This is a genomic window from Amycolatopsis australiensis (assembly GCF_900119165.1).
Classification (GTDB): domain Bacteria; phylum Actinomycetota; class Actinomycetes; order Mycobacteriales; family Pseudonocardiaceae; genus Amycolatopsis; species Amycolatopsis australiensis.
The window spans coordinates 6798316-6812638 of the sequence record NZ_FPJG01000006.1 but is presented as its reverse complement, the minus strand read 5'-3'; the positions used below and the strand labels follow the sequence as shown (position 1 = coordinate 6812638).

Sequence of the window (14323 nt, the reverse complement as noted above, 5' to 3'; positions counted from 1 at the left end):
CTCTTCGGACGGTCCTACTTGCTCGCCACCCGGCGGTAGCGCGCAGTCGCCAGCGGGGCGAACACCGCGATGATCACCACGCAGCACACGATCGAGTACAGGGCTGCGTGCTCGGCCGGCCAGCCCGTCGGTGGCGCCCCGAACCGGTTGCCGAACAGCTCCCGCGTCGCGTTGATCACCGCCGTGAACGGGTTCCAGTCCGCGATCGCCCGCAGGAACGGCGGCAGCGTCTGCGTCGGGACGAACGCCGAGGAGATGAAGCTCAGCGGGAACATCCAGATCAGCCCGAGGCTCTGCGCCACCTCGACGCTGCGCGCGGCGAGCCCGATCAGCGCGCCCACCCACGACAGCGCCCACGCGAACATCAGCATCACCAGGTAGCCCAGCAGCGCGTCGCCGAGGCTGCCGCGGATGCGCCAGCCGACGATCAGCCCGCACGCCGACATCACGACCAGCGCGACCACGCTGACCACCAGGTCCGACGTCGTCCGGCCGAAGACCACCGCCAGGCGCGACATCGGCAGCGAGCGGAACCGGTCGATGATGCCCTTCTGCAGGTCGTTGGCGAAGCCGATGACGGTGAACGCCGAGTTGAACGCCACCGTCTGGGCGAAGATCCCGGCGATCAGGAACTCGCGGTACGCCGCGCCGCCCGCTTCGCCGCCGATCGCGTTGCCGAAGACGTAGGCGAACAGCAGCACGAACATGATCGGCTGCAGCGTCGCGGCCATCAGCCAGTCGGGGTTGCGGCGGACGTTCATCAGGTTGCGCCACGTGACGACCCCGCCGTCGGAAATGCCCTTCGCCAGCGCGTTCACTTCGCGGCCTCCTCGGCGGACCCGGCGCCGTGGCCGGTCAGGGACAGGAACACGTCGTCCAGCGTCGGCCGGTGCAGGGCGACGTCCTGGACGCCGATGCCCTGGGCGTCGAGCCGGCGCAGGGCCTCGATGAGCGCCTTCGGGCCGGTGTCGACGATGATCTCCGCGCGCCGCGTGTGGTCGTCGCCGGACGGCTCGCCCGCGCCGACCTCGCGCAGGACCGCGAGGGTGGCGGGCAGGTCCGCGGCCGACGCCACGACCAGCTCCAGCCGTTCGCCGCCGGTCTGCGCCTTGAGCTCGTCCGCCGTGCCGCGGGCGATCACCCGGCCGTGGTCGATCACCACGATCGAGTCGGCCAGCTGGTCGGCCTCTTCCAGGTACTGGGTGGTCAGCAGCACGGTGGTGCCGTCGGCGACCAGCTCCTTGATGACGCCCCAGGTGTCGAGGCGCCCGCCGGGGTCGAGGCCGGTGGTCGGCTCGTCGAGCACGACGACGGCCGGCTCGGCGACCCAGCGCGCCGGCCAGGTCGAGCCGCCGCCGCATGCCGCCCGAGTAGCCCTTGGCCGGCCGGTCGGCGGCCTCCTCCAGGCGGAACCGCGCCAGCAGCTCGCGGGCCCGCGAGCGGGCCGCCGCCTTCCGCCTGCCGTAGAGCCGCCCGACCATGTACAGGTTCTCGAAGCCGGTGAGGTTCTCGTCGACGGCCGCGTACTGGCCGGACAGCCCGATCCGGCGGCGCACCTGGTCGGGTTCGGCGAGGACGTCGAACCCGGCGACGCGCGCCTCACCCGAGTCCGGCCGCAGCAGGGTGGTCAGGATGCGGACGGTGGTGGTCTTCCCGGCGCCGTTCGGGCCCAGGAGGCCGAGCACGCGCCCGGCCGGGATGTCGAGGTCGACACCGTCGAGCGCGCGGGTCGAGCCGTAGGTCTTCACGAGCCCGCGCACCTGGACGGCGCTGTCCGGTTCCGGCATGGCGGTTCCCCTCTCGGTGACACCGCCAAGCTAGGCGACGCTGTCCGCTTTGTCCTCCGGGTTTCTCCCTGAGGAAACACGGCAGCGGGGAGACCGGTCACCCGGTCTCCCCGCTTCGGTGGTTCAGGCTCAGCTCAGGGTGACGGCCACGTCGTCGATGACGAACGAGGTCTGCAGCGAGCTGTCTTCGGTGCCGCTGAACTTCAGCGCCAGGGTGCCGCCGGCCGCCGACGAGACGTCGATGGTCTTGAGCGCGTACCCGGTGTTGCTGTTCAGGTTGGAGTAGCTGCCCAGCGTCGCGCTGCCGTTGGAGACGGTCAGCTTGTCGTAGGCGGTGGTGGTGGTCGTTTCGGCGGTGTCGATGTGCAGGTAGAACGTCAGGCTGGCGTGGCAGCCCGCCGGGATGCTCACCGACTGCGCGACGGCCTCGGTGTGCGTCGAGCCGTAGCCGTCGAGGTACGCGCTGTACGTGCCGCCGTGCGCCGCCTCACCCGAGGACGCCCACTGGCCGATGGTGCCGGTGTCGCCGGTCCAGCTGGCGGCACCCGACTCGAAGCCGCCGTTGACGATCTTCTGGCCGGAGCAGCCGCCGGTGGTGCCGACGGTCCAGGTGAACGACGCCGAGCCGGTCTTGCCGGCCGCGTCCTTCGCCGTCACCGTCACGTTCGAGGTCCCCGCGGTGGTCGCGGTGCCCGAGATCGTGCCGGTGGAGGCGTTGATCGACAGGCCGGCGGGCAGGCCGGTGGCCGACCAGGTGTACGGCGCGGTGCCGCCGCTGGCCGACAGCGGCAGGTTCACCGAAGCGCCCGTCGTGGTCGACTGGTTGCCCGGGTTCGAGACGGTGACCGTGCCGGTCGCCGAGCACGTCGGGTCGCCCGACTGGGCGGGCACGCTGATGGCGTCCCACGCCGCCTTGACGGTGTTGAACTCGGTGCAGCTGCCCGGGAACAGGTTCTTCGCCGCGGTCAGCGTCCAGGTGCGGTACTTCAGGTACGACGCGCCGCTGGTCTTGAGCAGCATCGCGTTGTAGAAGATCTTCACCGCGTTCTGGACGCCGAGGCCGGTGATCGACGAGTTGTTGCAGGTGGGGCTGGTCGGCTGCCCGTTGGTCGGGTTGGTGCCTTCGGCCAGCAGGTAGAACCAGTGGTTGCCGGGGCCGGCGGCCGCGTGCACCTCGGTGGTCGGGATCGAGCTGTCGTAGCAGTTCTTGTCGCCCAGCGCCGACGGGTTGTACATGTTGCGGATCGGGCCGTTGCCGACCAGGTTGATCTGCTCGCCGACGAGGAAGTCCGGCGTGTCGTACGGGGCGGGCTCGTTCGCGAACCACTCGGTCGAGGCGCCGAAGACGTCCGCGACGAACTCCTGCGTGCCGTTGCCGGAGATGCCGCCCGGGGTGTGGTCGTCGATGCCGTGACCGTGCTCGTGCGCGACGACGTCGATCGAGCCGATCCACTGGCCCTGCGTGTTCTTGCCGATCTGGACCTGCGTGCCGTCGTAGTAGGCGTTCTGGTCGTTGAGCCCGACGCGGATCGGCCAGCCGCCGCCGTTGCCGTCGAAGCCGTTGCGGCCCAGCCACTGCGAGAGCATCTTGTTCTCGGTCTGGGCGGCGAAGAGCGCGTCGACGCAGCCGGTCTCCCGGCTGGTGGCGTTGCCGTTGCCCCACAGGTCGTCCGGGCCGCTGAACGTGGTGTTGGTGGCCGCGTCCTGGCAGGACGTGTTGGTGATGGTGGGGTCCTTCAGCGTGTACGTGCTGCCCGAGTGCGTCGTGTCGAGGTGCACCGGGTTCGGGCCGTTCCACGCGGAGGTGCCGTCACCGTGCAGGACGTGCTCCTGCGTGTGGAGCACCTTGCCGGTGGCGGCGTCGACGACGACGTCGAGCCGGCTCGGGCCTTCGGCGTCGCGGCCGACGACGGTGCTCTTCCACGCCAGCGTCGGCGTGCCGAGCGCGAACACGACCTGCTGGGCCGGGCTCACGCTTTCCACGGCGGACAGTTGCTGCCGCGCGGTCGCCTCGGCGGCCGCCTTCGTCACCTTCGCGCCGGTCGTGGCGACGTTGATGGTCTGGTCCTGCGCCACGGAGGTGCCGAGCACGTGCCCCGTCGAGTCGGTCGCGACGACGAAGTCGCCACCCACCACCGGCAGGCCCTTGTAGCTGCGCTCGTAGGGGACGTACTTGAGGCCGTTGGTGGCGGAAATCGCTTTCTGCGCCACGAAGACGTCGTCCGCGCTGGCGTGCAGCGCGGACGGCCTGCCGGCCACGAGACCGGCGGCCGCGTTGACGGCGAGAGTCTGGGCGTCCGCGACGGCGCCGGGAGTGGCGGTGGGCTGGGCTTGGGCGGTCGTGGTCGTGCACATCGCGGCGATCAGCGCGCCGCTCGCGGCCAAGACGAGTGGTCGTCTCAGATGCATCGAAGGATCTCCTCCGGGCAGGGCGAACCGGCCCGGGTGCAGGCCGGGCCGAGAACGGGGGACGGGGAAAAACGGTGCTGCTTGGCGGAAATCAGGATCCGGCGCCGAAGCCTCGTGAACAAGCGACTAACGTACGGTCTTATCTACCGGACGCAATAAGTCGCGAAAAAGACATAGCTCGCGTTTGGGATGGCGCGGGTCCGCCGTCCACTCAGGACTGGACCGCGATCACCGCCGTTCGGGTGATCTTCCCGCGTCCGAAACGACGAAGGCCCCTTCGCCGGAGAACGGCGAAGGGGCCTTCAGGGCTGCGTGGGGGTCAGGCGGTCTTCTCGCGCTTCGGGAGCTTCCAGCCCGGGCGCACGAAGTGGCAGGTGTACCCGTTCGGGATGCGCTGCAGGTAGTCCTGGTGCTCCGGCTCGGCCTCCCAGAAGTCGCCGGCGGGGCTGACCTCGGTGACGACCTTGCCCGGCCACAGCCCGGACGCGTCGACGTCGGCGATCGTGTCCTCGGCGACCCGCTTCTGCTCGTCGCTGGTGTAGAAGATCGCCGAGCGGTAACTGGTGCCGATGTCGTTGCCCTGGCGGTTCTTCGTCGTCGGGTCGTGGACCTGGAAGAAGAACTCGAGCAGGTCGCGGAACGTCGTCCGCGCCGGGTCGAAGATGACCTCGATGGCCTCGGCGTGCGTGCCGTGGTTGCGGTAGGTCGCGTTCGGGACGTCGCCGCCGCTGTAACCGACCCGGGTCGAGATCACCCCGGGCTGACGGCGGAACAGCTCCTGCATGCCCCAGAAGCAGCCGCCGGCCAGGACGGCCCTCTCGGTTGACGTGGTCACGGCGTCACTCCTTCTCCTCGTGCGGTGCTTCCGCCCGGTACAACTTCCGCCGGGTACCGATGATTCCACGGGGACCTTACGGAGGTGTGACGTCACGCGGCATCAGGGTTATCGTCGGTTTGATAACGGTGATAATTCCGCGAGGGCCCGGGAGTTGAGCGTCCATAGTGGACGCTGAGCCGGACGGCCGCCGCGACTGGGCCGTCTGCGCGCCTTCCCTTGGGGGCAACGGGGGTTTTCGCCGTCTCGCGCGGCCGCGGCCGGGTGCGGGTGGGACGATGAGCCGGGGCCGTCCCCGATCGGCCCCCGGGGAGGCGCGCCATGCGCGACCAAGAAGAAGCCGTCTCGGCGCGGTCCAGGGGCGTGCTGGTCGTGGAGGTCCGCGGCGAGCTGGACATCGGCACGGTGCTGCGGTGGACGACCCTGATCGAAGCCGCCATCTGCGAGCTGCCGGACCCGCACCTGCTGGTCGTCGACCTGGCGTCACTGGAGTTCCTGTCGGTCCGCGGCGCCCGCGGGCTGTTCGAGGTGATGGAGGGCTGCCGCGGCCGCGGGATCGCGGGCTGCCTGATCGCCACGCCGGGGACGGTGGTCGAGCGGGCGGTGCGGCTGACGGGTCTCGCCGGGCGTGTCCCGGTGTTCCCGAGCCGCCTGGCGGCCATCGCCGCCTACCAGCCGGTGGAGATGCGCTGGCTGCCGGTGTGACGTGCCGGCCGTGACGGGGGTCAGGCCGGTTCGCGGACCAGGTCCGCGGCGGCCTCGGCGAAGGCGCGCACCCGCGCTGTCCCGGCGCCCGCGCGCCACACGAGACCCCACTCGAGCAGGGGCGCGTCGGCGAGCGGGACGTACGCGACGTCCGGCCGCGGGTAGTAGCGGCGGACGTGCGCCCCCACCGGCAGCACGCCGGCGCCCGCGCCCGCCAGGGTGAGCAGCTCCTGCAGCCCGGCTCGCGGCCGCACCGCCGCGGCCGGCGCGTGCTCGTCGAACCACGGGTCCGGCAGCGCGCACCGCAGCACCGTCGCCCGCGCCAGCTCCGCGACCGGCACGGCGTCCCGCCGGGCGAACGGGTGATCGGCCGCGACGGCGAGAAACCGCCGTTCCCGCACCAGCACCGGGCCGGTCACCAGGCCGGGACCGTCGAGCGGGAGCCCGGCGAGCACGACGTCGACCTCGTCTTCGCGCAGCCAGGGCAGGACCTCCGCCGGCCGGACCTCCCGGAACTCGACCTCGCACCCGGGCAGCCGCCGCCGGAACAGCTCGGCGACCCCGGCCAGCAGCTGCGCGCCCGCGGCGTCACCGAACGCGACGCGCAGCGTCCCGGTCACCCCGCGGCCCGCCTGGACCGCCTTCGCCAGCGCCGATTCGACCGCCGACCAGGCCGGCCCGAGGCCGGCGAGGAGCTGCCGCCCGACCGGCGTCAGCTCGACCCGGCGGCTGGTCCGGGTGAACAGCGGCACGCCGATCCGCCGTTCCAGCTTCCGGATGGTCTGGCTGACCTGGGCGGTCGAGACGCGCAGCCGCTGCGCCGAGTGGCCGAAGTGCAGCTCCTCGGCCAGCACCAGGAACGTCTCGATCTCGCGTGATTCCGCCATGGCACCCCGATCGTCAATTCCAGCTTAACGATCGTGGCGCAGAAGCGCGTTGACCGGCTTCGCGGGCGTCGCGAGGCTGGGGGCAGCTCACCGGAAAGGACGGACGATGGACCTGCACGACCGCGTGGAAATCATCGACGCGCTGTACCGCTTCGGCCTCGGCCAGGACCTCAAGGACCGCGAGCTGTTCGCGTCGTCCTTCGCCGCCGACGCCGAGCTGGACTTCCGGCCGGCGGCCGCGCGCTGGGGTGCCGAACCGCCGTTGATGACCGGCCGGGACTCGATCGTTGACACGATTCTCGCGTCCTTCTCCGGCCGCGTCGACACCACGCACCAGGTGACCAACCCGCGCGTCACGGTCGACGGCGACACCGCGCACTTGACGGCCATGGTCGAAGCCCAGCACCTGCTGAGCGCCGACCACGGCACGCACGCGCTGCTGAAGAACCGCTACGACGTCAGCCTGGTCCGCGACGGCGACCGCTGGGTGATGCGCCGCGTGGTGATCGAAAACGCCTGGTACACCGGCGATCCGGCGGCCATCTTCGGCTGAGCTACTCGCCGCGCAGCGAGCGGCGGATCTCGGCGAGCCGGTCCTTGGCCGCCTGGTCGCGGTCGGCGATCTTCTTGTCCAGGGCTTCGGCCGTGTTGTCGGTGCCGAGCCCGGCCACGTCGACCGCGCCGAGCGACGTCGTGTAGCGGTTCTCGATCTTGTCGCGGACGAAGTCGAAGCTGGGCACTCCGCCCTCGCTGTAGTCCGGGTCGGGCAGCGGCGGCGAAGGCACCGCGAGCGCCGCCGCGGGGGTCTCGTCGACGATCTCGCCCTCGACCACGCCCGGGTCGTCGCGTTCGCTCATGGCTCGACCATAGCGCCTCCGGTGGGCAGTCCCGCCGGTACCGCAGTGGGTAATTCGGCCGTGGGGCGCCGCGGCCCGGTGCGGAATTCTCGGGCGGGCAACGCCGTGTCCGGAGGGAGCGAACCATGGGTGCCGGGGCCTACCACGCCGAAACCGCGGAGATGGGGACGGTCGTCAAGGCGGTCGATGAGGTCGGATCGTCCTTCCTGTCGGTGACCCGCGACCTGGAGGGCCTGGTGCTGGACGCGTTGTCGTTCGCCGGCATCGGCAGCGGGGTCGCCGCCGCGAACGCGGCGTTGCACTCGACGCTGGCCAGTGCGCTCCAGAAGTTCCTCGGCCTCATCACCAACGTCAACCAGAACGTCCGGACGGCGGCGAACGGTTACAACGCCGCCGACGCCGACGTCGCGCAGGCCTACGGCGGCGGCCGGAACGAGGGTGGTGGTGCGGCGGCCGCGGCGCCGCAGCAGCTCGACCCGCGGGTCGTCGACTCGATCATGCGCTCCGAAGGCGCGACGGGGGAGCAGGGCGGGGTGCCCGAGGCCTACGGCTTCCGGCGGAACATGCACAACGGCTACGACCGGATCATGGCCGCGCGCGAGCAGTACGGCATCGGCAGCCCGGAAGAACGCGCCGTCGTCGCCGACCTGATGACCGCGAACGCGCGCACGGCGGGCGCGCTCAACTTCACCGATCCCGGCACCCAGGCCGCGATCATGTCCGGCGCCCACATGCGCGGGGCGGGCGGCGTCCGCGCGATCCTCAACCACATGGCGGGCGACGACATCGTCCGCAGCTCGCGCACCTTGTCCGACGCGGCGATCCAGCACGCGCGAAGCCTGACCCCGGAGCAGTTCCAGCAGGAGTTCCGCGACGCGCGCCTCGAATACGACCGGCAGATCTACGGCGGGACGACCACCACGCAGGGCGGGCACACGCAGAACTGGTGGGACCGCTACGGCAACGGGCTGACGCGGCGCTACGACCGCGAGCAGAACGAGTTTCTCGGCCTGTCCCGGCCCCGGGACTGAATCGCCGGTTGGAGATCGGAAAACCGGGGCACTCTTCCCGTGTAGCCGAACGAACACGGGAGGCACACGATGAACCGGAGGATGATCGCGCTACTGGGCGGGGTCGCCGCGATGGCGGGGACCGTGGCGTTCGCGGGAACGGCCGAAGCGGCATCCACGCCGTGCAGTGCCGAAGCGAAGGCCTGCGTCCAGCGCAGTTCGAATACCGCGTGGCTGACCGACGGCGCCGGGAACGTCACCTACGGCGGTGTCCCGATCACCGTGGGGCTGCCGAAGTACCCGACCCCGCTGGGCACGTTCCACGTGCAGTACAAGGACATCGACCACTACAGCAAGCAGTACAACGGGCCGATGCCGTACTCGGTGTTCTTCACCGACACGGGGGTCGCCTTCCACCAGGGCAGCCTGAAGGCCAGGTCCCACGGGTGCGTGCACCTTTCGCACGCGGCGGCGGTGACGTTCTACAACACGCTGCAGCCCGGTGACGTCGTCGAGGTCGTGCCCTGATCCGTCCGGTATGGACGGTCGAGCAACGCGCCGGTGACGGCGCCGAAGACCAGGTGGTCGAGGAGCTGCGGCAGCCGGGGCAGGGCTCGCACGGCCGGGTAGGCCCGGTGCGCGATGCCGAGGTCCAGTGCCGCGATCGCCAGCCCGGCCACCGCGCCGCGGCCGGCGCCCCGGCGTCCGGTGGCGGCGAGCACCGCGGTCCAGGCGGCGGAGACGACGACGTGCGCGACCAGCCCGGCGGCGACGCCGGGCCGGTCGCGCCGGCCCGGGAGCAGGGTGCCGGCCGCGCGGGTCGCCGCGAGGACGTCCCGGCCGGTGAGCAGCGCGTGCGTGGTGGACGGAAGCCCGCTCACGACCGCGGCGACGGCTCCGGCACGGACGGCTCGGCGGACCCCGCGGGTCACCGGAAGGCGGCCAGGTGCGCGGCCACCCGGATCCGCAAGCCGCGCACGTGGGGCAGCGCGACCGTGAACTCGCTCGTGGGCCGGTACCCGGGCCACGGGTCACGCTGCGTGCAGGGGCCCGCGAAGTAGACGAAGCCGTCTTCGTCGTCGTAGCGGCCTGGTGACCAGCGCTGCCGGGCGTCGCCCCGGGCCCGCCAGTACGCCTCGTGCTTCATGACGCGTTTGAGCTGCGCGGCGAACTCGGGCAGCTCGGACTCCGGCAGGCCGAGGCCGCGGCCGCTCCAGACCCGCGGCGCGCGTTCCGGTGGCCGCGCCGAGCGCCCGAAGACAACCGCGCCGTCGGTGTACCGGCGCGTCCAGGTTTTCCTTGCCACGGCGGAGAAAGGGGGTCCGCCGGTGATGTCCAGCGTCATGGGGGAACGATAGTCGATCACGCGGGCGGCGGTACCGCCGCGCGGGTGCCGATCACCGATCCCATGGTGTATACAGTATGCAGTAGGCTACCGTGGGCAGAGGAGGCCGCCATGTACTCAGTCACCAACCCGGCGACGGGTGAGCTCGTGGAGGAGGTTCCGAACGCGACCGACGAGCAGGTCCGCGCCGCGATCGGCCGCGTCCACGTCGGGTTCGCGGCCTGGCGGGCCCGGCCGGTGGCCGATCGCGCCGCGATCGTGCGGCGCGCGGCCGAGCTGTTCGCCGAGCGCGCCGGCGAGCTGGCCGCGATCATGACCCTGGAGATGGGGAAGCGGATCAACGAGGGCCGCGGCGAGGTGGGGGTCGTCGCCGACATCTTCCGCTACTACGGCGAACGCGGCCCGGACCTGCTGGCCGACGAGCCGCTGGCGCTGCGCGGCGGCGAGGCCGTGCTGACGAAGGAGCCGATCGGGGCGCTGCTCGGCGTCATGCCGTGGAACTTCCCGTGCTACCAGGTCGCCCGGTTCGTGGCGCCGAACCTGGTGCTGGGCAACACGATCCTGCTCAAGCACGCGTCGATCTGCCCGCGTTCGGCGAAGGCGATCGAAGAAGTGCTGCGCGACGCCGGCGTGCCCGCGGACGCGTACGTGAACGTGTTCGCCTCGAGCCGCCAGGTGCCGTGGATGCTGGCCGACCCGCGTCTCGTGGGCGTGTCGCTGACCGGCAGCGAGCAGGCGGGGATCTCGGTGGCGGCGGAAGCCGGCCGGAACCTCAAGAAGTGCGTCCTGGAACTGGGTGGATCCGACCCGCTGATCGTGCTGGACACGGCCGACCTGGACGAAACGGTCAAGGTGACGGCGACCGCCCGGATGCGCAACTGCGGCCAGTCGTGCAACGCGCCCAAGCGGATGATCGTCCTGGGCGAGCTGTACGACGAGTTCGTCGACCGGCTGGCGAAGCGGGTGACGGAGTATTACGTGCCGGGCGACCCGGCGGACCCGGCGACAACGCTCCCACCGCTGGCTTCCGTGGCAGCGGCAGAGGAGGTGGCGGCCCAGATAGCGACGGCAGTCCGCGAGGGCGCGACGCTGCGCGCGGGCGGCCACCGCGTCCCGGGCCCGGGAGCGTATGTGGAGGCGACGGTGCTCACGGACGTGACGCCCGAGATGGCGGCGTACCGAGAGGAGATCTTCGGCCCGGTGGCGCTGGTGTTCCGCGCGGAGACGGAGGAGGAGGCGATCGCATTGGCGAACGACACGCCGTTCGGCTTGGGCGCGAGCGTGTACGCGACGGACCGGGCGAGGGCGGTCCGGGTGGCTCGCCGCATCGAGGCGGGGATGGTGTATTTGAACAAGTCGGGCGGGTCGGAGGCGGATCTGCCGTTCGGCGGGATCAAGCGTTCCGGCATCGGGCGCGAGCTGGGGCCGCTCGGGATCGAGGAATTCATGAACAAGAAGCCGATCCGCCTCTGACCGCCCGGCTGCGCGCGATTGAACCCGCGGAAAAATCGCGGACTTTCCGTCGATTCCCAGGACACCACTAGTCCTTCCGGGGACCACGCCACCATCCGAAGCCGCCTGACCTGCGATTTTTCCGGCGTTACGCTGTTCGGTCGATTGCGGTGAAGTGGATCACCGTGTGGAATAATCGCCGACAGGGATTAATCGCCGTGAGGAGCTGGCTGTGCACTGGGGGTCCGTGCTCGAAGAAGGCGGGGCGGGGATGGTCCGCCCGTACTTCCGTACCCATGGCCGTACCCGGCCGACGCGGGATCTGCCCGTCGAGACGCTCGTCTCGATCACCCAGCGGGGGCGGGCCGTCGTGCGGGGGAGCACGCAGGAAGAGACCGAGATCTGCGCTCTGCTGCGGACTTCGCAGTCCGTTGCGGAGGTGGCCGCGCGGCGGCGGATTCCGCTCGGCGTTGCCCGGGTTCTGCTCTCCGACCTCGCCGACCGGGGGCTCGTCGCCGTGCACACCGCGCGGAAGGGCTCCGGGAACCGGCCCAGCCTCGAGCTGATGGAGCGCATCCTCCACGGCCTCAGCCGGCTGTGAACTCCCGCACCAGCCGCGCGAACTCCGCCGGCTGGTCCAGCGGGAGCAGCGTGTAGCTGTCGGCCACTTCGACGAGCTTCCCCTTCGGCAGCAACGCGGCCAGCCGCCGGCCGTGCTCCGGTGGCATCACGCGGTCTTCGCTCGCCCACACCACCAAAGCCGGCCGGTCGAACGCCGGGAGCCGTTCCGCCGCCTCCCGCAGGATGCCCGGCGACGCCGCGAAAGCCCGCAGCGCGCGGACCGCGTCGCGCCGGATCGCCGGTTGCTTCAGCAACGGGCGGATCCAGCCCGCCGAGACAGCGTCGCCGCGCTTGGTCAGCCAGCCGAACGCGATCGGCAGCCGTCGCACCGCTCGCAGCCGCAGCTGCTGCATGAACGCCCCGAACAACCGGGGCGATAGCTTGCCCGCCAGGAACAGGGTCTTGCCGGTCAGCCCCGGCGGGAAGTTGTCGAACGCGTCGCACGACGCCAGCACCACCCGGCTCACCCGCGCCGCGCCGCCGGCCATGAGCAGCTGGACCAGCGCCCCGCCGGTGTCGACGCCGACGAGCGTGACCTCCCGCAGGTCGAGACGCTCGAGGAACTCCGCGAGCAGGGCGGCGATGCCCAGGAGCGAAAGGTCGGCGCCCGGCATCGGAACCCGATGTGCGCCCAGCGGCAACGCCGGGACGACGCACCGGTGGCCCGGCAGGGTGGCGACCGGGCCGTCCCACAGCGAGCCGTCCATCAGCAGGCCGTGGACGAACACGACCACCGGGCCCGCCCCGCCCGTGTCGGTGTACTCGACGGTCCCCGCGGACAGCTCGATCTGCATGCCCGAAGTGAACCACGTGGTTCGCAAACTGTCGAGGCTCAGGGAGCCGCTTCCTCCCGCTCCACCGCGCGCAGCAGCGCCTCGAACCCCGCGGCCGCACCGTCGCCGTCCGGACTGGTCAGCAGGTCCACGAGAAACCCGCGCAGGGTCGCGAGGATCATCGACGCGACCTCGAACTTCCGCCGCTCCGGCCAGTCCGGCGGGCAGAACTCCAGCAGCGTCGGCAAGTACTGGCCGGAAGCGCCACGGCCGAGCGCCGCGTACCGGCCCGGGTCGTACATCGCCAGGCCCATCGCCTGGTCGAGCACGCGCCGCAGCCGCGTCTCCTCGTCGCGCAGGCTCTCCCACGCCGCGCGGACCCGGTCGGTCAACGTGGCCGGGGTAGCGGCGATCGCCGCCAGCGCGTTGCCGATCCGCCGCTCGCGCAGCGCGAACACGACCTGCCGGAGCAGGTCTTCCGCGCTTTCGAAGTGGTAGAGCAGCACCTTGTGCGTCGTCCCGGCCGCCCGCGCGGCGCGGCGCAGCGAGAAGTCCACCAGGCCGTTCTCGGCGACGTCCTCGGTGATCTTCGCCAGCAGTTCCCGCCGCCGGGCCTCGCCGCGGGGCGACCCCGCCGACCGCCGGTAGCCGGCCCGTTCACCGGTAGCGTTGTCCACGCGGACAGCTTGACACGGGGAGGGGACGCCGATGCGGGTGCTGGTGACCGGCGGCAACGCCGGGATCGGGTACTTCACGGCCGAGCAGCTGGCTTCGGCCGGGGCGGAAGTGGTGCTCGGCAGCCGCGACCCGGCGAAGGCGCAGGTCGCGGTCACCGCGATCCGGTCGCGGGTCGCCGGTGCGCGCGTCACCCACGTCCGGCTCGACCTGGCCGACCTGGCGCAGGTCGCCACCGTCGCCCCCGGACCGCTGGACGCCGTCGTGTGCAACGCCGGGGTCATGCTCGACAAGCCCCCGCGCAGGGAAACGAAGGCCGGGCACGAGCTGATGTTCGGCACCAACCACCTCGGCCACTTCGCGCTGGTCGCCCGGCTGATGCCGGTCTTGGCGCCGGACGCGCGGATCGTCACCACCGGCAGTTTCGCGGCGAAGTCGGCGAGCCTCGACTTCGCCGACCTCCAGAGCGAACGCGGCTACCACCCGAAACGCGCCTACGAGCGCTCCAAGCTGGCCCAGATGCTCTTCGCCGTCGAACTCGACCGGCGCCTGCGGCGAATCGGCTCCGAGCGGCTGAGCGTGGTGGCCCACCCCGGCGGCGCGCTCGACTCCCTGACGCCGTCGCGGCCGCCGGTGCACGTCCGCACGGCCGGGCAGTGGCTGCGCGGCCTGCCCGCGCGGATCGTGCTGCAGGGCAAGGACGCCGGCGCGCGGCCCGCGGTCCGCGCGGTGCTCGGCCCGGACGTCGCCGGTGGCCAGCTGTGGGGTCCGCGCGTCTTCGGGCTTCGCGGCCGGCCACGCCTGGAGGAGCACTGGGCGAACCTGGCCGACGACGCGGCCGCCGAGCGGCTGTGGGCGGAAAGTGCCGCGCTGACCGGAACGGACCCGCTGGGCTGACTGCACAGTGCCGCCGCCACGGTTGTGCACATCGCACGGTGACGTCGCCGGGACCGCTGCTTACGGTGCG

The 14323-nt window shown here is 71.7% G+C and carries 16 protein-coding genes and 1 pseudogene; 7 read left to right on the top strand and 10 right to left on the bottom strand.

Annotation, left to right across the window (positions count from 1 at the left end; translation table 11 throughout):
- Positions 1-14: 14 nt before the first annotated feature.
- The 4 genes and pseudogenes from BT341_RS33175 to msrA all read right to left on the bottom strand — a co-directional run bounded on the left by BT341_RS33175 (position 15) and on the right by msrA (position 5031).
- The gene (locus BT341_RS33175) at positions 15-818 is read right to left on the bottom strand and encodes an ABC transporter permease (protein WP_072480000.1); all 804 of its coding nucleotides are present in this window, start codon (positions 816-818) and stop codon (positions 15-17) included.
- Positions 815-1787 (bottom strand): annotated as a pseudogene (locus tag BT341_RS33170) (ATP-binding cassette domain-containing protein). Before BT341_RS33170 ends, BT341_RS33175 begins: the two are co-directional and overlap by 4 nt.
- Before the next feature lie 129 nt (positions 1788-1916).
- Complete coding sequence (locus BT341_RS33165; RefSeq protein ID WP_143168729.1) at positions 1917-4196, bottom strand: M4 family metallopeptidase; 2280 nt, start codon at positions 4194-4196, stop codon at positions 1917-1919.
- A gap of 319 nt (positions 4197-4515) precedes the next feature.
- Positions 4516-5031 (bottom strand): peptide-methionine (S)-S-oxide reductase MsrA, encoded by a 516-nt coding sequence (msrA, locus tag BT341_RS33160; RefSeq protein WP_072479998.1) that lies wholly within the window; start codon positions 5029-5031, stop codon positions 4516-4518.
- 321 nt (positions 5032-5352) lie between these two features.
- Between msrA and BT341_RS33155 the strand changes: the two genes are divergently transcribed.
- Entirely contained in the window at positions 5353-5736 is a 384-nt protein-coding gene (locus BT341_RS33155; protein ID WP_072479997.1) for an STAS domain-containing protein, read from the top strand.
- 20 nt (positions 5737-5756) lie between these two features.
- Here the strand turns inward: BT341_RS33155 and BT341_RS33150 are convergent, their stop codons facing one another.
- Positions 5757-6623 (bottom strand): LysR family transcriptional regulator, encoded by an 867-nt coding sequence (locus BT341_RS33150; RefSeq protein WP_072479996.1) that lies wholly within the window; start codon positions 6621-6623, stop codon positions 5757-5759.
- Between the two features lie 106 nt (positions 6624-6729).
- Between BT341_RS33150 and BT341_RS33145 the strand changes: the two genes are divergently transcribed.
- A complete protein-coding gene (locus BT341_RS33145; protein ID WP_072479995.1) occupies positions 6730-7176 on the top strand; it encodes a nuclear transport factor 2 family protein in 447 nt (148 codons plus the stop codon).
- A gap of 1 nt (position 7177) precedes the next feature.
- On the opposite strand, the gene BT341_RS33140 is transcribed toward BT341_RS33145, so the two are convergent.
- Positions 7178-7480: a hypothetical protein gene (locus BT341_RS33140; RefSeq protein WP_072479994.1), complete on the bottom strand. Its 303-nt coding sequence runs from the start codon at positions 7478-7480 to the stop codon at positions 7178-7180.
- Positions 7481-7605: 125 nt separating this feature from the next.
- Here BT341_RS33140 and BT341_RS33135 point away from each other — a divergent pair, with 125 nt between their 5' ends.
- Positions 7606-8511: a hypothetical protein gene (locus tag BT341_RS33135; RefSeq protein WP_072479993.1), complete on the top strand. Its 906-nt coding sequence runs from the start codon at positions 7606-7608 to the stop codon at positions 8509-8511.
- A 69-nt stretch (positions 8512-8580) separates the two neighbouring features.
- A complete protein-coding gene (locus BT341_RS33130) occupies positions 8581-9018 on the top strand; it encodes a L,D-transpeptidase (RefSeq protein ID WP_072479992.1) in 438 nt (145 codons plus the stop codon).
- Here BT341_RS33130 and BT341_RS33125 read toward each other — a convergent pair.
- The gene (locus tag BT341_RS33125; RefSeq protein WP_245805200.1) at positions 8973-9371 is read right to left on the bottom strand and encodes a hypothetical protein; all 399 of its coding nucleotides are present in this window, start codon (positions 9369-9371) and stop codon (positions 8973-8975) included. The genes BT341_RS33130 and BT341_RS33125 overlap by 46 nt on opposite strands.
- Positions 9372-9418: 47 nt before the next feature.
- Complete coding sequence (locus tag BT341_RS33120) at positions 9419-9835, bottom strand: hypothetical protein (RefSeq protein WP_072479990.1); 417 nt, start codon at positions 9833-9835, stop codon at positions 9419-9421.
- 111 nt (positions 9836-9946) lie between these two features.
- On the opposite strand from BT341_RS33120, the gene BT341_RS33115 reads away from it, so the two are divergent.
- Together BT341_RS33115 and BT341_RS33110 are read left to right on the top strand one after the other, a co-directional pair.
- Entirely contained in the window at positions 9947-11308 is a 1362-nt protein-coding gene (locus BT341_RS33115) for an NAD-dependent succinate-semialdehyde dehydrogenase (protein ID WP_072479989.1), read from the top strand.
- A 211-nt stretch (positions 11309-11519) separates the two neighbouring features.
- Positions 11520-11888: a DUF742 domain-containing protein gene (locus BT341_RS33110; RefSeq protein WP_072479988.1), complete on the top strand. Its 369-nt coding sequence runs from the start codon at positions 11520-11522 to the stop codon at positions 11886-11888.
- On the opposite strand, the gene BT341_RS33105 is transcribed toward BT341_RS33110, so the two are convergent.
- On the bottom strand, positions 11875-12702 hold the full coding sequence (locus BT341_RS33105) for an alpha/beta fold hydrolase (protein WP_072479987.1): 828 nt from the start codon (positions 12700-12702) through the stop codon (positions 11875-11877). The two genes, BT341_RS33110 and BT341_RS33105, sit on opposite strands and share 14 nt — an antisense overlap.
- Before the next feature lie 38 nt (positions 12703-12740).
- On the bottom strand, positions 12741-13358 hold the full coding sequence (locus BT341_RS33100) for a TetR/AcrR family transcriptional regulator (RefSeq protein WP_072479986.1): 618 nt from the start codon (positions 13356-13358) through the stop codon (positions 12741-12743).
- A 31-nt stretch (positions 13359-13389) separates the two neighbouring features.
- Between BT341_RS33100 and BT341_RS33095 the strand changes: the two genes are divergently transcribed.
- Positions 13390-14253, top strand: a complete 864-nt coding sequence (locus tag BT341_RS33095; RefSeq protein WP_072479985.1) for an SDR family NAD(P)-dependent oxidoreductase — start codon at positions 13390-13392, stop codon at positions 14251-14253.
- The last annotated feature ends 70 nt before the right edge of the window (positions 14254-14323 follow it).